The following is a 16541-nucleotide window of genomic DNA, read 5'->3' on the forward strand; positions in this document are numbered from 1 at the left end:
GTTAGAAGTACCCCTGACGTTTCCGGTCTTCCATGGCGGCCTCGCTTGCGCGATCGTCGGCCCGCGAGGAACCCCGCTCGGAGATGGTCGAAGCTGCCGTCTCGACGAGAACAGCGGCGACATCGGTAGCAACTGAGCGGACCGCTCCGGTGCAGGTGACGTCCCCGACGGTACGGTAGCGGACCGACTCGACGCGAACCGTCTCACCATCCCGCGGCTGGGTCCAGCCGGTGACGGCGACGATCATGCCGTCGCGGTCGAAGACCTCACGCTCGTGGGCGTAGTAGATGCTGGGCACCTCGATGCCCTCACGTTCGATGTAGGCCCAGATGTCGAGCTCGGTCCAGTTGGAGAGCGGGAAGACACGGACGTGCTCACCCGGGCGGTGCCGCCCGTTGTACAGATCCCAGAGTTCGGGGCGCTGGTTACGCGGATCCCACTGGCCGAAGTCGTCACGCACCGAGAAGACGCGCTCCTTGGCCCGGGCCTTCTCCTCGTCGCGGCGCGCGCCGCCGAGCACGGCGTCGAACTTTCCGGCGGCGATGCCATCCAGCAGCGTCACCGTCTGCAGCGGGTTACGCGGCTGCCCCGGGGTCTCGTGAACGCGGCCGGTGTCGATCGACTCCTGCACGCTGGCGACGGTGAGCTTGAGGCCCATCTCGGCCAGGTGACGGTCGCGGTACTCGATGACCTCATCGAAGTTCTGCCCGGTGTCGACGTGCATCACCGCGAACGGCACCTTGCCCGGCCAGAAGGCCTTAGCTGCGAGGTGCAGCATGACGATGGAGTCCTTGCCACCGGAGAAGAGGATGACCGGGCGCTCGAACTGGCCGGCCACCTCGCGGATGATGTGCAGTGACTCATCCTCCAAGTCGGTGAGCCAGGAGCGGTTGAGCACATCGGGGCTTGTCGCATTACGCCCTAGTTGGACGCCAGCCCCGCCCACCGGACGGGTTGCAATTGCAGTCACAGGACTCTCTCCTTTTGCAGTAGAGCAACCAGCTCGTCGACGACGCCGTCGACCGTCCGATCACTCGTGTCTAGCCGAAGTTCAGGGTTTTCCGGTGCTTCGTATGATCCGTCGACGCCGGTCAGGCCGAGCAGCCCACCATTGCGCTGCTTGCCATAGAGGCCCTTCACGTCACGGGCCTCGCACACCGCGACCGGTGTGGCGATGTGAATCTCAAAGAAGCTGACTCCGGCGCCACGGTGCGCGTCCCGGACCGCATCCCGGGCCTGGGCGTACGGGGAGACAACGGAGGCAATGGTGACGACTCCGTGCGCCGACAGCCGCTGCGCAACCCAGCCGATACGGGCCACGTTTAGGTCGCGGTCCTCGCGGCTGTACCCGAGCTCCGTCGAGAGGACCGGCCGAACCGCATCGCCGTCGAGGATCTCGACGGCCACTCCCCGACCGGTCAGACGGGCGGCCAGGGCATTGGCGACGGTGGTCTTGCCGGAGCTCGGAAGGCCGGTGAGCCAGAGCGTTGCACCAGTCGTGCGCACGCCGGATGCAACCGCGCCGTCGGGCGCGAATCCGGTCTGGGCATCGAGCGACATGTTCGTCCTTCGCATGGGCTGCGCACGGCAGCGATGGCGGTCAGCTACTGGTGAGATCGACTTGACAATTGGCTACCTGAGAGTCAGCCGGGCATACGCCGGGAATCATCAGGAGCAGGATCGGTCCGTCATCGCCTACCGCAGAGGGCAGCGAGACCGCTCGGGGAACCGATCAGTCAGGACATCAGACACGCCGCGCTGGTCACGCGCTGCAGATCAACATGCAGGCGAGCGACGAGCAGGACGGTGAACATGAGCTAATCGTCTCACACGCTCGCGCAGTTGGGCCAGCGGCGTAACGTATGTAACGCTCTAGCTCGGTCACTGTCGGCTAATCCCGCTCAGATGCTTGTCTCGTCCATCCGGTGCTCATCCGCTCGGGTGCGGCCGTGGCAGTGCAGACTTAGTCGCCAGCTCAGCCGCCTGCGTCGACACGGCCGGCTTGAAATGTCGTCACAAGACTTCCACGAGAGGAACCGTTGCATGGCCGTGCGCCGAGGACAGGGTCAATGGGCGCTGGGATACCGCGAGCCACTGAATCCGAATGAGCGTAGTAAACGCGACAATGACGGGCTCCTCGTCCGCCAGCGGGTCCTCGACATCTATCAGCACACCGGCTTCGCCGGCATCGACGCAGCGGACCTGCGCGGTCGACTGCGCTGGTACGGCCTCTACACGCAGCGCCGTCCCGGGATCCCGGGTGGCCGCACCGCCATCCTCGAGCCGGAGGAGCTCGAAGACGAGTACTTCATGATGCGCATCCGCACTGACGGCGGCGCCACTACGTCGGAGCAGCTGCAGGTCATCGGCGAAATCTCCACCGAATTCGGACGCGATGTGGCGGATATCACCGACCGCCAGAACATCCAGTTGCACTGGATCCGGATCGAGGACGTGCCGGAGATCTGGCGCCGGCTGGAGGCCGTCGGGCTCAACACGACCGAGGCCTGCGGCGACACCCCCCGCGTCATGCTGGGCTGCCCGCTGGAAGGCGTGGCGCAGGATTCGGTGCTGGACGCGGGACCGCAACTGCGTGAGACCGTCGCGAAGTACGTCGGCGACCCGGCGTTCTCCAACCTCCCGCGCAAGTTCAAGACCTCGATGACCGGCTGCTCACGCCACTGCACCAACCACGAGATCAATGACGTGTCGTTCGTCGGCGTGATCGGCCCGGACGGCACGCCCGGCTTCGACCTCTGGGTCGGCGGCGGCCTCTCCACCAACCCGATGTTTGCGCAGCGCCTCGGCGTCTTCGTGCGCCCGGAGGAGGTCAGCGACGTCTGGGTCGGGGTCATCTCGATCTTCCGCGACTACGGCTACCGCCGCTCCCGCAATCACGCGCGCTTGAAGTTCCTGGTGGCCGACTGGGGTCCGGAGAAGTTCCGCGAGGTGCTGGAGACCGAGTACCTGAAGCGAGGTCTGCCCGACGGGCCGGCGCCGGGCAAGTCCCCTTCGCACCGCGATCACGTCGGCATCGAGAATCAGACGAACGGCCGGGTGAGCGTTGGCGCCACGACGAAGGCCGGGCGCACTTCGGGTACGGCCATCCAGGCGGTCGCCGCGCTTGCCAAGCGGGTTGGACTCGCCGACGGTGGCCGGGTCCGGCTTACGCCGCAGCAGGGCCTGGTCGTCCTCGACGTCGATCCGGAACAGGGTGACGCGGTCGCCGACGAACTCTCCGAGCTGGGCCTTTCGGCGCGTCCGTCGGTCTTTCACCGCGGGACGATGGCCTGCACCGGGATCGAGTTCTGCAAATTGGCTCTCGTCGAGACCAAGGGCCGGGCGGAGATCATCCGCGGCGAGCTCGAGCAGCGCCTGCCCGACTTCGACACCCCGATCACCATCAACGTCAACGGCTGCCCGAACTCCTGCGCCCGCTTCCAGATCGCCGATATCGGCTTCAAGGGCATCGTCCAGAAGGGTGACGAGGGCGACGTCGAGGCGTTCCAGGTCCACCTGGGCGGGCAGTTGGGCACCGAGGCCTCCTTCGGCCGCAAGTTCCGGGGCCTGAAGGTCACCGCCGAGCAGGCACCGGAGTACGCCGAGCGGGTGCTGCGCGGCTACGTCCAACGGCGTACCGACGACGAGTCATTCGCCAGCTACGTCGCCCGGGCTGAGGAAGACTGGTTGCTGTGACCCGGCGCGGCGCGGCCCGACTCGCCCGGTTGCGGAATGACTGAACGGGCGGCACCGTTCTACTGTCCGTACTGCGGTGACGAGGATCTGCGTCCGTTCGGCGAGAAGCACGGCGAATGGCGCTGCGGTTCCTGCCGTCGGGTTTACCGGCTCGGCTACATCGGCATCGCACGGGACTGGACGGACGACGTGCAGCCCGATCGGCCGATCGAGGATCGCACCGATGCGGCGCCGACAAGCAGTGAGGAAGGGCAATGACCGTCACCGACAGCACGAGCGGACTGAATACCACCGCCAAGCTTGCTGAGAACGCACGGCTAGCGGAGCTTGCCGCGCGCGCCGGCGAGGAGCTTGACGCCGCCCCGGCGACCGAGATCCTGGCCTGGGCCGCCGATCAGTTCGGGTCGGACTGGTGTGTCGCGTCTTCCATGGCCGACGCCGTGCTCCCCCACTTGGCTGCCTCGGTGGCGCCCGGAGTGAATGTGGTCTTCCTCGACACCGGCTATCACTTCGCCGAGACGATCGGTACCCGTGACGCCGTCGCGGCCACGATGAAGTTGAACCTGATCACCGTCAAGCCAAAGCGGACCGTGGCCGAGCAGGATGCCGAGTTCGGCCCCCGGCTCTACGAACGCGACCCCGATCTGTGCTGCGCGATGCGCAAGGTGGCCCCACTGGCCGATGCGCTGGAGCCGTACGTGGCCTGGGCCTCGGGTCTGCGTCGCGACGAGGCGAGCACTCGCAGCAACGTCCGCGTGGTGGAGTGGGACGCCAAGCGTTCGATGGTGAAGCTCAACCCCATCGCCACCTGGACCGAGGACGACGTGCAGCGCTACATCGCCGACAACGGTGTGCTGGTCAACCCGCTGCTCTCCGACGGCTACGGCTCGGTCGGGTGTGCCCCCTGCACACGGCGTCTACTGGAGGGCGAGGATGCCCGCGCGGGACGCTGGGCAGGGTTGACCAAGACCGAGTGCGGCCTGCACACGTAGCCACCGGCCGTCGCCCATCTAGGTGCATGTCAGGCGTCGATCCGCCGGTCGCCGGTCGGGCTGCCGAGGCCGGCGCCCGCCCTGGCCTATTCTGTCGGAATGGCCGAGCCTTCGAGCGCAGCACCGGCTAGTTCGCCGCGCGCCGCCCGAGTCGTTACCTGGACGCCGGAGCAGTTCGCCGGCAATGTCTACGAACTGATGGTGATCTACGCGCGGGCGATGGGGTACCCGCCGTCGGCGGCCGGCTATCGCGCCGACACCGCACGTCGACACATCGCCAACGCCGGATTCGACGTACGGGTCGCCGTCGACCCGAATGGTCGACCACTGGGATTCGGGTACGGCTACACGACGCAACCCGGCCAGTGGTGGCATGACCTGGTGCACCGGGCAGTGCGGGCCGACCTGCGGGCGGAGTGGATGGTGGATGCCTTCGAGCTCTCCGAGATGCACGTGGTTCCGGAGGCCCAGGGGCATGGGATTGGCCGTGAATTGCTGCTCGATCTCTGCCGGACGCTTCCGCAGCGATCGATCCTGCTCTCCACTCCGGATGCCAATACCCGAGCCTTCCGCCTCTACCGGTCGGTCGGCTTCGTCGACCTGGCCCGTAGCTACCTCTTCCCGGGTGACTCCCGGCCGTTCGCGGTGTTGGGGGCTCGGCTCCCACTCGTCGACGACGTCTGAGTAACCACCCGGGCAACCGACCGTCGTCGGCTGGACGGGCGGTGGTTAGCCGGCGGGAACCGACAATCCCAGGTTGCTCCAGACCTCGCGGGTGGCCGTCGAGCGGTTGAAGGTGATGAAGTGAATCCCCGGGACGCCCTCGTCGAGCAGTCGCTGCACCATCAGCGAGGTCTCGGCGATCCCCAATTCGCGAACCGCCTTCTTGTCGTCGGCGACCCGCTGGAACTTCTCGGCCAGGGCCTTCGGGAAGGGAGCGCCGGAGAGCTGCTCGGAACGGGCGATGGTGCCGATCGCGGTCACTGGCATGACCCCGGCGATGATCGGGATGTCGCAGCCGGCGGCCACCACCCGATCCCGCAGGCGCAGGTAGTCGTCGCCATCGAAGAACATCTGGGTGATCGCATAGTCAGCCCCGGCGCGGCACTTCTCGACGAACCGCCGAGTGTCCTCCTCGACCGAAGTCGACCTCGGATGCTTGAACGGGAAGGCGGCGACCCCGACACAGAAATCACCTAGCCCGCGTAGCAGCGTCACCAGCTCGTGGCCGTAGCTGAGACCCTCGGGGTGCGCGATCCAGTCACCCATCGGATCGGCACCGGGCGGGTCGCCGCGCAGCGCCAGCAGGTTCGATATTCCGGCGTCGGCGAAGCGTCCGACGATCTCCCGAAGTTGGGCGACGGAATGGTCAACCGCCGTCAGGTGCGCGACCGGAAGCAGCGTGGTGTCACTGGCGATCCGCTCGGTGATCTCGATCGTGCGGTCCCGGCTGGAGCCACCGGCGCCGTAGGTCACCGAGACGAAAGACGGCTTGAGACTCTCCAGATTGCGAATGGTGTTCCACAGCACGCGTTCATCGTCGGCCGTCTTCGGCGGAAGGAATTCAAAGGAGATCGTCGGCCCGGAAGAACTGAGCGCCTCTCGTACAGTGCGAACCATTGCGCAAGCTTAACTGCGACGGGTGGGAGGCTGGAGCCATGAGCGCCCCCATCGTCATCGTCGGTGCCGGGCTGGGCGGCTTGTCGGCTGCGCTGCATCTAGCCGGCGCCGGTCGCGAAGTCACGGTGCTCGAGCGAGCCGCAACCCCCGGCGGGCGGGCGGGCGTCATCCACGATTCCGGCTACACCTTCGACACCGGCCCCTCTGTGCTCACCATGCCGGAGCTGATCGCGGACGCCTTCGCCGCCGTCGGGGAGGAGCTCGAGGACTGGCTGAAGCTGACCCGCCTGGACCCGGCCTACCGGGCCCGCTTCCACGACGGCTCGACCATCGACGTGCTGAGCGATCCACAGCGCATGGCGGCGCAGATTGGCGAGCTCTGCTCGGCGGCCGACGCGGCCGGGTACCTGCGCTATGTCGATTTCCTGCGCCGTCTCTACCGGGTCGAGATGCCGAACTTCATCGATCGCGACGTCAGCCAGCCACGCTCGCTCATCAATCCCGGGATGATTGAACTCCTCCGGATGGGCGGGATGGGGCGGCTGGCACCAAAGGTGGCGCACTATCTACGCGACGAGCGCCTGCAGCGGCTCTTCACATTCCAGGCGCTCTACGCCGGGGTCGCCCCTACTCGTGCGCTGGCGCTGTACGCGGTCATCGGTTTCATGGACAGCGTCAACGGGGTCTACGCGCCGAGCGGTGGAATGCATGCGCTGCCGAGCGCGATGGCGGCCGCGGCGGCCAAACACGGGGTGACCCTGCGCTACCGCACTGAGGTGGCGCGGGTGGAGGTCCACCAGGGGCGGGCTACGGCGGTGATCACCGCCGCCGGCGAGCGGGTTCGCGCCTCGACCGTGCTGATCAACGCCGATCTCCCCGAGGCGTATCGCCGGCTGATTCCGTCCGGCGCACCGCGCCGGCTGGCCCGGGTCCGGTACTCCCCCTCCTGCGTCGTGCTGCACATCGGCACCCGGACACCCCCGCCGGCGACGACCACGCACCACGTGATCAGCTTCGGCGCCGCCTGGGATCGCACCTTCGACGAGATCATCACCCGCGGGGAGGTGATGAGCGATCCCTCCATCCTCATCAGCACGCCATCGCTGAGCGATCCGTCGCTGGCGCCTGAGGGGCGGCACACCCACTTCGTGCTCTTCCCAGCACCCAATCTCGACCACTCCCGCCCACTGCACTGGGACGAGCTCGCCACCGGCTACCGCGAACACATGATCGAGACCCTGCAGGCCCGCGGATTCACCGGACTCGGCGACGGCATCGAGGTCGCCCATCTGGTGACGCCCGCTGATTGGTTGCGGCAGGGGCTGGGTGCCGGCACGCCGTTCGCGGCGGCGCACACCTTCACCCAGACCGGCCCGTTCCGCTCACAGATGCAGGCTCCCGGCTACGAGAACGTGCTCTTCTGTGGCTCGAATACACAACCGGGCGTGGGGGTACCGATGGTGCTGATCTCCGGCAAGTTGGCGGCCGCGCGAATCATCAACGGCGGTGTTCTGCGACGATAGGTGCATGTTCGGCCGCGACCTAGACGCAGCTGGGGTGAGCGTGCCCATCGAACGGGCCGGTTTCGAGGAGGCGCGGCACCTCAACGCCTCGCACGGACGGACGTTCTACCTGGCCACCCTGCTGCTGCCGGCGGCCAAGCGTCCCTACGTACACGCTCTCTACGGCTTCGCCCGGTACGCCGACGACATCGTCGACGAGCTGCCACCCCAGGTCGCCGCGCCCCGCTTCGCCCGGTGGAGTTCAACCGTGCTTCGGGAGCTGGAGTGGGGCGACTCGAGTGACCCGCTTGTCCGGGCCTTGATAGTGACCATCGCACGCTGGCAGATCCCGCTGAGTTACTTCGCCGACTTCCTCGAGTCAATGCGCAACGATCTCACCGTCACCCGATACGCCGACTACGACGAACTCTCCGACTACATGTGGGGCTCGGCGGCGGTGATCGGTCTGCAGATGCTGCCGATTCTCGGACGAGCCGACTCCGGACAGCGGTGGGATGTCATCGAGCCGTTCGCCATTGACCTGGGCCTCGCCTTCCAGCTCACGAACTTCATCCGCGATGTCGGTGACGATCTCGACCGGGGACGGATCTATCTGCCCCAGGAGAGTCTGCAGCTGTTCGGCGTCGATACCGAGCGATTACGCCGGCGGCAGGTCGACGAGCCGATCCGAAATCTGCTCGCGCACGAGATCGCCCGGGCCCGTGCCCTCTATCTGCGGGCGCAGCCCGGGATCGAGCTGCTGCATCCGAGTTCGCAGGATTGTCTACGCACCGCCTACACGCTGTACTCCGAGATCCTCGATCAGATCGAGCGGGTCGACTACGACGTCTTCAGCTCTCGGGTGGCGGTGGGACTTCCTCGGCGCGCCCGGGTCGCCGTTCCGGCCGCGGCGCACGTGTTGCGCCGAGCCAGACCCAGATGGCAAGAGTTGTGAGAATCATCGAGAACCCGAAGAACAGATCCTCCACCGGCGCATAGGCGATGCGTGGTCCGAGAATCCGGTCGGCGTTGTAGCGCACCACCGGTAGGCCGGTGAGCACCGCGTTGGTCAGCAGCTGAAACAGCAGCACGATGGCGTATGCCGTCCAGAAGGCCCGTCGTCGGATGAGAATCGTCTTCAGAATCAGGCAATCCAACACCACGGCGAGCACCACCATGACGGCCGCGGCCCCGGTGTAGCTCAGGTAGCTCATCCGCCCTCCTGCCCCGGCGCGTGGCCTTCGCCGTCAACCGGCTCGTCACCGATCGGCCACTGCGGGCGGCGGGCTCGCACCGCCTCCAGCGTGAGGATCGCGCAGGTGGGAGTCACCAGGAAGAAGAGCAACTCCTCCAGCGGCAGACCTCCCGGCAGCGTCACCCCGACCAGGAAGTGCCGGTTGTAGCTCCAGTCCCGATGGGCGATGGCGAGCAGGTCCCAACCCCCGAAGATCAGCACCACCGGCAGCAGCGTGGCGAGCAGCCGCTGCCAGCGCCGGTAGACGTGCGTGTGCAGCCAGATCTCCAGCGGGGCGGTCCCGATCAGGCAGACAGCCAGTAGCCCGAGGTAGACCCAATGCGACATCGACGGTGACCGGCTGGCGCTCTGCGGGCGTTCGGGACGCTGCCGCGACTAGTAGCCGGCCGCCTGGGCCCGGCGCTTCACCTCGGTGCCCCGGTTCTCCCGCAGGGCCTGAATCGGTGTCCCGGGCAGCGAATCATCTTCGCGATGCAGCCAATCGACGATCTCGGCGTCGGAGAACTTGGCATCGCGCAGTACGTTGATCACGCCGACGACGCCCTTGACGATGACGCCGTCCTGGATGAAGGACGACGGGATCCGGCGCACGCCGTCCTCGCCCCGGATGGCGACGAGCTCGCCGTCGCGGACCAGCTGGTGAACCTGGGTGACGATGACGCCCAGTTCCTCGGCGACGTCGGGGAACCCACTCATCTCTACTGACTCGGACATGCCCATCAGCCTCCCACGTCGCCGAAAGTCGGACGCTAGTACTCCCCCGCTCGCCAAGTCTCGCCGGGAGGTTCAGCTGAACGCAGTGAATCGGCGTCGGTGAGTGGTTTGGCCTGTCCTACGAAGCGGGTCAGCTCGGTACCGGTCAAGACCTGGACCGGGAACATGGCCGCCGCGGCCGAGCGGCGCACGCTGGGCAGCGGCAGTTCGACGGTCGACGCCGCGAGGACGACGTTGCCGTAGCGCCGCCCCTTCAGCACCGCCGGGTCGCTGACCAGCAGCACATTGGGCAGTCGGGTCGCGATGGTGGCGACCACCCGACGCAGGTACGTCAGCGGCGGTCCGTCAGCCAGGTTCGCGACATAGGTGCCGCCCGGGCGCAGCACCCGAGCCACCTCGTCCACGAACTCGGCGGTGGTGAGTTCGGCCGGCACCCGGGCCCCGAGAAAGGCGTCCAGGACGATGACGTCGGCGCTGGCCGTTTTCAGCGCCGCGACACCCTCCTGGCCACCCTGCGGCCGCACCCGCACCCGGGCGTTGCGGGCGAACGGCAGCCGGGCCCGGATGAACTCGGTGAGACGCTCGTCCGGTTCGAAGACGATCTGAGGGGAGCCGGGACGGGTAGCGGCCAGGTAGCGCGGGAAGCAGAAGGCTCCGCCGCCGATATGGGTGACCGCCAGCTCGCCGGGCGGCAGCGCGTCGACGATGTCGGCCAGGTGCTGGACGTACTCGAGGTCGAGGTAGGTCGGATGGTTGAGGTCGACGTAGGACTGCCGGACCCGATCGACCAGAAGCAGCCAGCCACCAGGGCGATCGGCGTCGGCCAGTAGCTCCGCATGCCCCGATGAGACGTCGATTCCGCCCGTCGAAGAGTCATCGTCACGGGCCACAGGGCCAGCCTAGAGGCAGGCTAGAGGCAGGCTGACCACAGCCGAGCGGTCCGGTCGGAATGTCAGAGAACCTGGGGCGTCGATGAGTGTCTGGAAGTGATCGCGGCCGCTTCGAACTAGAGTGTAGGGGTGCAGAGGGCCGCAGCAGACTCAGCCGCAGCCGATCCGATAGTCGGCCGCGTACTGGAGGGTCGCTACCGAATCTTCGCCCGAATCGCCCGCGGCGGCATGTCTACGGTGTACAGCGCAATCGACGAGCGACTGGACCGACGGGTGGCCGTCAAGGTGATGTCCGGTGCGCTCTCCGCTGATCCGGCCTTCGCCGATCGCTTCGCCCGCGAGGCGCGCGCGGCGGCGAAACTCTCCCACCTCAACGTGGTCGCCGTCTACGACCAGGGCAGCGACGCCGACCACGTCTTCCTGGTGATGGAGCTCGTCCCCGGCCGCACGCTGCGCGACCTCATCACCGAGCGCGGCAAGCTGAGCGAAGCCGAGGCCGTCTCCATCATGGAGCCCGTACTCGGAGCGCTGGCCGCGGCTCACCGGGCGGGGCTGGTGCACCGCGACATCAAACCGGAGAACATCCTGCTCTCCGACGATGGCGTGGTGAAGGTCGCCGATTTCGGGCTGGCCCGAGCCGTCGACACCGATCCGTCGTCTACGCGCACCGGCTTGATGATGGGCACCGTCGCCTACTGCGCGCCGGAGCAGATCTCCCGTGGCGAGGCCGACCAGCGCTCGGACGTCTACGCCGCCGGTGTCGTCCTCTTCGAACTCCTCACCGGCGCGGTGCCCTACGTCGGTGAGAACGCTATGTCGGTGGCCTACCAGCACGTGCACAGCCGGGTGCCGGCTGCCTCATCACGGGTTCGGGGTATCGACGAGTCGCTCGACGATCTCATCATCCGGGCCACCGACAGCGATCCCTCCTTCCGCCCGGCCGACGCCGGCGTGATGCTGGCTGAACTGCACGACATCCGCGACGAGTTGAGACTTCCGGTGACGGCGGTGCCGCCTCGGACGCGACCGGCGCGGCGGGCAGCCGCCTCGTTCGACATGGCCGGCGCGAGCAGTCTCGACTCGGTCGCCACCACCGAGTACATCGCCCTCGGCGGCTCCGGGGCCGCTGGACCGAACGCGACGACCGTCGCCCCCCTCGACCAGTTCCTCGACCCCGCCGACCGCACGCGACGGGCGGCGCTCCCGCCGAACGCCGACGCGGCCGCTCGAGAGGGCAATCGGGACGCCACCGTGAGCAGGCCCTCCCGGGCCAAGGCGCCGCTCAGCCGGGCCGCGCAGGTCAAGCGGCGGCGACGTCGACGCACGTTGATCGCATTTCTGGTGCTAGCGCTACTGGGCGCCGCAGCGGGTTTCGGCGCCTGGTGGATGGTCGCCGGTCGCTACACCGCGATCCCGAACGTCCACGGCGCACCCTTCGACACCGCCAGCGCCGCGCTGCACCAGGCCGGATTCACCAACGTCGTGGAGAAGAAGGCGTTCGACGAGATAGTGCCGAAGAATTCGGTCATCTCCACATCCCCGAGCGCTGGTGATCGCCTGCTCCCGTCGAAGCCGGTCACCGTAGTGGTCTCCTCCGGTCAGGAGCGGTTCACCCTCCCCGACGTGCGCAAGGGCACCGAAGCGGGCGCCCGGGCCGCCCTGGCGAAGGTGGTGACCAGCGATGGTACGGCGGCGCTGCAGGTGGTCGTCACCCAGCAGTCGAACGACAGCGTGGCGAAGGGGCAGGTGATCGGCACCAACCCTCCGGCCGGCACCGCGGTGAAGCGGAATGACGCCGTGACGGTCATCGTCTCCAGCGGGCCACCGATCGTCGCGATCCCGGACGTCTCCGGAAAGTCGCAGGGCGACGCCAGCGCCGCACTGAAGACCGCGGGCTTCAAGGTGGCGACGGTGAGCGCCTACAGTGACACGGTCGCCGGCGGCGTGGTCATCTCACAGAGCCCGGCGGCCGGTCAGCAGGCGGTGAAGTTCAGCTCAGTAACCCTTACCGTCTCCCAGGGACCGGAGTATGTCGACGTCCCGTCGGTGGGCGGACAGCCGGCGGACTCGGCGAACCAGACACTCACCGGCGCGGGATTCAAGGTGGTCATCAACAAGGTCTACGGCGGCCACCTCGGCTTGGTGGTCGGCATGGACATCGACAAGAACGACCAGAATCCGAACGACTCCGGTCAGGCCCGGGTCGGCGCCACCATCACCCTGGACGTCGCTTGAAGGGGTCGCCGACCGAGGTAGGGCAGCGTTGATGGCACGGTCAACTCCGGCGAACCGGAGACGCTCGCTGATCGGCGCCCACGTAAGTGTCGGCAAGGGCCTGGTGAAGGGCGGTCTGGCCCGGGCCGAGGAGCTGGGAGCCGAACTTGTCCAGGTTTTTGTGGGCAATCCCCGCGGCTGGGCCGACCCGAAGGTGGACCCGGTGGCTGACGAGCTCTTCCGCGTCACCGCCGCGGATCGTGGCATTGCCGTCTTCGTGCATGCGCCCTATCTGATCAACTTCGGCTCTCCGTCGCCGCAGACCCTGCACAAGTCCTCGGCAGCGTTGGAGTTCAGCCTGCGCCGGGCGATGGCGATAGGAGCCCGCGGCGTCGTCCTGCACGCCGGTTCGGCGGTACTGGGTAATCGCTGGGAGGACGCAATGGCCCAGGTGCAGGCGGCCGTGCCCCCGCTGGTGGAGCAGACCCTCGGCAGCCAGGGCGGCACCCAGTTGCTCATCGAGCCGACGGCCGGTGGTGGCGGAGCACTGGCCTCAGACCTCCCCTCCCTCGCGGCCTACCTTGACCTGCTGGGACGCGACGAGCGCATCGGGGTCTGCCTCGACACCTGCCACCTACACGCCGCCGGCCACGACCTGTCGTCGGAGAAGCAGATGAGCAGCGTGCTGCGCTCCGCCCACAAAGTGGCCGGGGTCGGCGGTGTCGGGCTGATCCACGTCAATGACAGTCGCGATCCGGTCGGCTCCAAGCGGGATCGGCACGCCGCACTCGGGGCTGGAAGCATCGGCCTCGACGCGTTCAGCGCGCTCTTCAGCACTCCCCCCAATCGGGGCGTTCCGCTGGTCGTCGAGACGGCGGAGTGCGATCACGCCGCCGATATCGCGCTTCTGAAGAAGCTTCGCTCCGCCGCCACCGGCGCCCGCTGAGTCGTTCGTCCGTCGTTCGTCCGCCGATCGGACCGCTGCTCCGGCTACCCCTCAGTCGCAAGCCGGTGTCAGCGGCTTACGAGTGGCTCAGGAGCGGTCGAAGCACTTCGATGGCCCGGTCGACGTCGTCGTCGCCGATATCCAGATGCGTCACCAGGCGTAGAAAGGCCGGACCGAGTGCCGAGACCAGCACTCCCTGAGCCCGAGCCTGAGCGGCGACCTCAGCCGCACCCGGGGCGTGCAACACAACGATATTGGTTGGTGAAACCGCGTTCTCGCCACCGAGGGCGGTAGCCAGCCGCTGGGCCCGGGTGTGGTCCTCGGCCAGCCGTGGGATGTTGTTCGCCACCGCAAAGCGTCCGGCCGCAGCGATCAGGCCGACCTGGCGCATGCCGGCTCCGTAACGCTTTCGCCAGACTCTGGCCTGGGCGATCAGCTCACCGGAGGCCACCAGTACTGACCCGATCGGTGCCCCCAGCCCCTTGGATAGGCAGACGGAGACGGTGTCGAAACCGGCGGTCAGTTCGTGCAGTGGGGTACCGGAGGCGACGTGTGCGTTCCACAGCCGGGCGCCATCCAGGTGCAGCCCGAGCGAATTCGCCTTGGCCAGCTCCACCACGGCTTGCACCTGATCGGCCGGCTGCACTGTTCCGCCACCGAAATTATGCGTATTTTCCAGGGCAATCGCCGCGGTTGAGACGAGGTACGGGCCGGCATCCGGGGTGATCAGGTCGGCCACCGCGTCGGCGTCCAGACGGCCGCCATCGGCCCGCCAGGTCCGGAACGTGATTCCGGAGAAGACAGCGGCGGCGCCGAGTTCGGCCCGGGCCACATGGGCCAGGCTGTCGCAGACCAGTTCCTGCCCGGGTGCCACCAGCAGGCGCATCCCGAGCTGGTTGCCCAGTGATCCGGAGGCTACGAAGAGCCCGGCCTCGAAGCCGAGCAGATCGGCGACCTCGGCCTCAAGCGCGTTCGCCTCCGGATCGTCGCCGTAGACGTCGTCGCCCACCTCGGCGGCGAACATGGCCTCGCGCATCTGCTGCGTCGGACGGGTGACGGTGTCCGAACGGAGGTCAACCGGCCGTGAACCCGACGGCATCAGCCCTCACGACGGCGACGGTCGGCCACCAGCCGCTCGGCGACGCGGAAGGCCAGTTCCAGCGACTGCTCGATATTCAGGCGCGGATCGCAGGCCGTCTCGTAGCGGCGTCCGAGATCGGCGGCCGTGAGTTCGGCGGTGCCACCGATGCACTCGGTCACGTCGTCGCCGGTGAGCTCGACGTGCAGCCCACCCGGATGGGTGCCGAGATCGCTGTGCACGTCGAAGAAGCCGTCGACCTCGTCGATGATGCGGTCGAGGTGGCGCGTCTTGACGCCGTCGGCCGTCTCTTCTGTGTTGCCGTGCATCGGGTCGCACTGCCAGACGACAAGATGCCCGGTGGCCCGAACCTTCTCCACGATCGGCGGAAGCGCATCACGCACCTTGGCGTTGCTCATCCGGCTGATCAGGGTCAGGCGCCCCGGAGTGCCGTCCGGGTCCAGTCGCTCGACCAGTTCGGCGACGAACTCCGGTGTGGTGGTGGGGCCGAGCTTCACGCCGATCGGGTTGGCGATCCGGGAGATGAAGTCGATGTGCGCCCCATCCATCTGACGCGTCCGCTCGCCGACCCAGACGAAGTGACCGGAGAGGTCGTAGGCCTTGCCCTCTTCGACGCGGGTGAGGGCACGTTCGTACTCGAGGATGAGGGCCTCATGCGAGGCGTAGAGCTCGACGCTCTCCAGCGCGGCGTCGTTCACGCCACAGGCGCGCATGAAGCGCACGGCCCGGTCGATCTCACCGGCCAGCTGCTCGTAACGCGAACCGGTGTCGGTGCTGCGGGCGAAGGCGGCGTTCCAGGAGTGCACCCGGTCCAGCGAGGCCAGCCCTCCCCCGGCGTAGGCCCGGAGCAGATTCAGCGTGCTGGCCGCCGTCGAGTAGGCCCGCAGCAGCCGGCGAGCGTCGGGCGTGCGGTCGCCCTCCAGCTCGTTGACCATGTCACCGCGGTAGGAGATCTGGCCGGTGCTGTCGGTGTCCGACGAGCGGGGTTTGGCGTACTGGCCGGCGATGCGCCCGAGCTTCACCACGGGCATCGACGCGCCGTAGGTGAGCACGACGGCCATCTGCAGCAGGATGCGAACCTTGCCGGCGATGTCCGCCTGCGAACTGGTGGCGAAGGTCTCCGCGCAGTCACCGCCCTGCAGCAGGAAGGCCTCTCCCTTGGCCACCGCGGCCAACCGCTCGCGGAGCTGGTCGACCTCGCTGGCCACCACCAGCGGCGGCATTCCGGCCAGCGTGAGTGCGCTCTCACGCAGCACCAGGTCGTCGGCCCACTTCGGTTGCTGGGCCGCCGGCAGGCCGCGCCAGGCATCGATCCCCAACGGATCACCGGGGTGAGTGGGCAGCAGCAATGAGTCGTTCACGTCCCCAAGGGTAGGCGAACCGTCGAATAGTTTCTCCTACCCGCCCGCGAGGGCGGTGCCGGGCGATCGGCCGACCGCAGCGAGACCCAGATCGCACCGGGTGAGCGGCGCGCATGGATTCAGCCGCCCCGACGTGAGCGAAGCATGAGGAAGCCCCAGATGACGCCCAGTTTCGCGCCTTACCAGCCTTGAATCGAAGTCGTCCGGGCGAGCTGCGCCGGGCCGGAGTGAGGGCCTGCGGGCCCCGATCCA

General features: G+C 67.7%; 18 protein-coding genes. 8 read left to right on the forward strand and 10 right to left on the reverse strand.

The features are described 5' to 3' along the window. Window position 1: 1 nt before the first annotated feature. From cysD to CPH63_RS23805, 3 genes are all read right to left on the reverse strand, one after another. Window positions 2-898: a sulfate adenylyltransferase subunit CysD gene (cysD, locus tag CPH63_RS17475; RefSeq protein WP_096304086.1), complete on the reverse strand. Its 897-nt coding sequence runs from the start codon at window positions 896-898 to the stop codon at window positions 2-4. A gap of 68 nt (window positions 899-966) precedes the next feature. Continuing rightward, window positions 967-1560: an adenylyl-sulfate kinase gene (cysC, locus tag CPH63_RS17480; RefSeq protein ID WP_096304087.1), complete on the reverse strand. Its 594-nt coding sequence runs from the start codon at window positions 1558-1560 to the stop codon at window positions 967-969. A 176-nt stretch (window positions 1561-1736) separates the two neighbouring features. After that, a complete protein-coding gene (locus CPH63_RS23805) occupies window positions 1737-1814 on the reverse strand; it encodes a putative leader peptide (protein ID WP_371365018.1) in 78 nt (25 codons plus the stop codon). Between the two features lie 229 nt (window positions 1815-2043). Here CPH63_RS23805 and CPH63_RS17485 point away from each other — a divergent pair, with 229 nt between their 5' ends. The 4 genes from CPH63_RS17485 (at window position 2044) to CPH63_RS17500 (ending at window position 5372) form a co-directional block, all read left to right on the forward strand. Then, a complete protein-coding gene (locus tag CPH63_RS17485) occupies window positions 2044-3696 on the forward strand; it encodes a nitrite/sulfite reductase (protein WP_096304088.1) in 1653 nt (550 codons plus the stop codon). Window positions 3697-3732: 36 nt separating this feature from the next. After that, complete coding sequence (locus tag CPH63_RS22415) at window positions 3733-3954, forward strand: hypothetical protein (RefSeq protein WP_157749628.1); 222 nt, start codon at window positions 3733-3735, stop codon at window positions 3952-3954. Then, a complete protein-coding gene (locus CPH63_RS17495; RefSeq protein ID WP_096304089.1) occupies window positions 3951-4688 on the forward strand; it encodes a phosphoadenylyl-sulfate reductase in 738 nt (245 codons plus the stop codon). Before CPH63_RS22415 ends, CPH63_RS17495 begins: the two co-directional genes overlap by 4 nt. A 99-nt stretch (window positions 4689-4787) precedes the next feature. After that, entirely contained in the window at window positions 4788-5372 is a 585-nt protein-coding gene (locus tag CPH63_RS17500; protein WP_096304090.1) for a GNAT family N-acetyltransferase, read from the forward strand. Window positions 5373-5417: 45 nt separating this feature from the next. On the opposite strand, the gene metF is transcribed toward CPH63_RS17500, so the two are convergent. Then, window positions 5418-6308 (reverse strand): methylenetetrahydrofolate reductase [NAD(P)H], encoded by an 891-nt coding sequence (gene metF / locus CPH63_RS17505; RefSeq protein WP_096304091.1) that lies wholly within the window; start codon window positions 6306-6308, stop codon window positions 5418-5420. A gap of 38 nt (window positions 6309-6346) precedes the next feature. Between metF and crtI the strand changes: the two genes are divergently transcribed. Next, complete coding sequence (gene crtI / locus CPH63_RS17510) at window positions 6347-7831, forward strand: phytoene desaturase family protein (protein ID WP_096304092.1); 1485 nt, start codon at window positions 6347-6349, stop codon at window positions 7829-7831. Window positions 7832-7865: 34 nt separating this feature from the next. Continuing rightward, complete coding sequence (locus CPH63_RS17515) at window positions 7866-8765, forward strand: phytoene/squalene synthase family protein (protein WP_206745579.1); 900 nt, start codon at window positions 7866-7868, stop codon at window positions 8763-8765. Here the strand turns inward: CPH63_RS17515 and CPH63_RS17520 are convergent. The 4 genes from CPH63_RS17520 to CPH63_RS17535 are packed head-to-tail and all read right to left on the reverse strand — an operon-like array spanning window position 8662 to window position 10669. Then, window positions 8662-9024 (reverse strand): lycopene cyclase domain-containing protein, encoded by a 363-nt coding sequence (locus CPH63_RS17520; protein ID WP_206745580.1) that lies wholly within the window; start codon window positions 9022-9024, stop codon window positions 8662-8664. The two genes, CPH63_RS17515 and CPH63_RS17520, sit on opposite strands and share 104 nt — an antisense overlap. Then, entirely contained in the window at window positions 9021-9392 is a 372-nt protein-coding gene (locus tag CPH63_RS17525) for a lycopene cyclase domain-containing protein (protein WP_096304094.1), read from the reverse strand. The genes CPH63_RS17520 and CPH63_RS17525 overlap by 4 nt, the downstream gene beginning before the upstream one ends. Before the next feature lie 48 nt (window positions 9393-9440). Then, entirely contained in the window at window positions 9441-9779 is a 339-nt protein-coding gene (locus tag CPH63_RS17530; RefSeq protein WP_172892230.1) for an Rv2175c family DNA-binding protein, read from the reverse strand. 35 nt (window positions 9780-9814) lie between these two features. Further along, the gene (locus tag CPH63_RS17535; RefSeq protein ID WP_096304096.1) at window positions 9815-10669 is read right to left on the reverse strand and encodes a spermidine synthase; all 855 of its coding nucleotides are present in this window, start codon (window positions 10667-10669) and stop codon (window positions 9815-9817) included. A 129-nt stretch (window positions 10670-10798) separates the two neighbouring features. Between CPH63_RS17535 and pknB the strand changes: the two genes are divergently transcribed. Continuing rightward, window positions 10799-12904: a Stk1 family PASTA domain-containing Ser/Thr kinase gene (gene pknB / locus CPH63_RS17540; RefSeq protein ID WP_096304097.1), complete on the forward strand. Its 2106-nt coding sequence runs from the start codon at window positions 10799-10801 to the stop codon at window positions 12902-12904. A 31-nt stretch (window positions 12905-12935) separates the two neighbouring features. Beyond that, complete coding sequence (locus CPH63_RS17545; RefSeq protein ID WP_096304098.1) at window positions 12936-13829, forward strand: deoxyribonuclease IV; 894 nt, start codon at window positions 12936-12938, stop codon at window positions 13827-13829. A gap of 76 nt (window positions 13830-13905) precedes the next feature. Here the strand turns inward: CPH63_RS17545 and CPH63_RS17550 are convergent, their stop codons facing one another. Together CPH63_RS17550 and CPH63_RS17555 are read right to left on the reverse strand one after the other, a co-directional pair. Further along, complete coding sequence (locus CPH63_RS17550) at window positions 13906-14928, reverse strand: low specificity L-threonine aldolase (protein ID WP_096304099.1); 1023 nt, start codon at window positions 14926-14928, stop codon at window positions 13906-13908. Continuing rightward, window positions 14928-16289 (reverse strand): class II 3-deoxy-7-phosphoheptulonate synthase, encoded by a 1362-nt coding sequence (locus CPH63_RS17555; RefSeq protein WP_197704415.1) that lies wholly within the window; start codon window positions 16287-16289, stop codon window positions 14928-14930. The genes CPH63_RS17550 and CPH63_RS17555 overlap by 1 nt, the downstream gene beginning before the upstream one ends. Between the last annotated feature and the right edge of the window lie 252 nt (window positions 16290-16541).

Source organism: Jatrophihabitans sp. GAS493 (assembly GCF_900230215.1).
Taxonomy (GTDB): domain Bacteria; phylum Actinomycetota; class Actinomycetes; order Mycobacteriales; family Jatrophihabitantaceae; genus MT45.

Excerpts from the sequence above, each read along its gene's own strand:
- CPH63_RS23805 (WP_371365018.1), bottom strand. The coding sequence starts at position 1,814 with ATGTTCACCGTCCTGCTCGTCGCTCGCCTGCATGTTGATCTGCAGCGC.
- metF (WP_096304091.1), bottom strand. The coding sequence starts at position 6,308 with ATGGTTCGCACTGTACGAGAGGCGCTCAGTTCTTCCGGGCCGACGATC.
- CPH63_RS17545 (WP_096304098.1), top strand. The coding sequence starts at position 12,936 with ATGGCACGGTCAACTCCGGCGAACCGGAGACGCTCGCTGATCGGCGCC.
- CPH63_RS17500 (WP_096304090.1), top strand. The coding sequence starts at position 4,788 with ATGGCCGAGCCTTCGAGCGCAGCACCGGCTAGTTCGCCGCGCGCCGCC.
- CPH63_RS17485 (WP_096304088.1), top strand. The coding sequence starts at position 2,044 with ATGGCCGTGCGCCGAGGACAGGGTCAATGGGCGCTGGGATACCGCGAG.
- cysC (WP_096304087.1), bottom strand. The coding sequence starts at position 1,560 with ATGTCGCTCGATGCCCAGACCGGATTCGCGCCCGACGGCGCGGTTGCA.
- CPH63_RS22415 (WP_157749628.1), top strand. The coding sequence starts at position 3,733 with ATGACTGAACGGGCGGCACCGTTCTACTGTCCGTACTGCGGTGACGAG.
- CPH63_RS17520 (WP_206745580.1), bottom strand. The coding sequence starts at position 9,024 with ATGAGCTACCTGAGCTACACCGGGGCCGCGGCCGTCATGGTGGTGCTC.
- CPH63_RS17525 (WP_096304094.1), bottom strand. The coding sequence starts at position 9,392 with ATGTCGCATTGGGTCTACCTCGGGCTACTGGCTGTCTGCCTGATCGGG.
- CPH63_RS17530 (WP_172892230.1), bottom strand. The coding sequence starts at position 9,779 with ATGTCCGAGTCAGTAGAGATGAGTGGGTTCCCCGACGTCGCCGAGGAA.
- CPH63_RS17495 (WP_096304089.1), top strand. The coding sequence starts at position 3,951 with ATGACCGTCACCGACAGCACGAGCGGACTGAATACCACCGCCAAGCTT.
- CPH63_RS17550 (WP_096304099.1), bottom strand. The coding sequence starts at position 14,928 with ATGCCGTCGGGTTCACGGCCGGTTGACCTCCGTTCGGACACCGTCACC.
- crtI (WP_096304092.1), top strand. The coding sequence starts at position 6,347 with ATGAGCGCCCCCATCGTCATCGTCGGTGCCGGGCTGGGCGGCTTGTCG.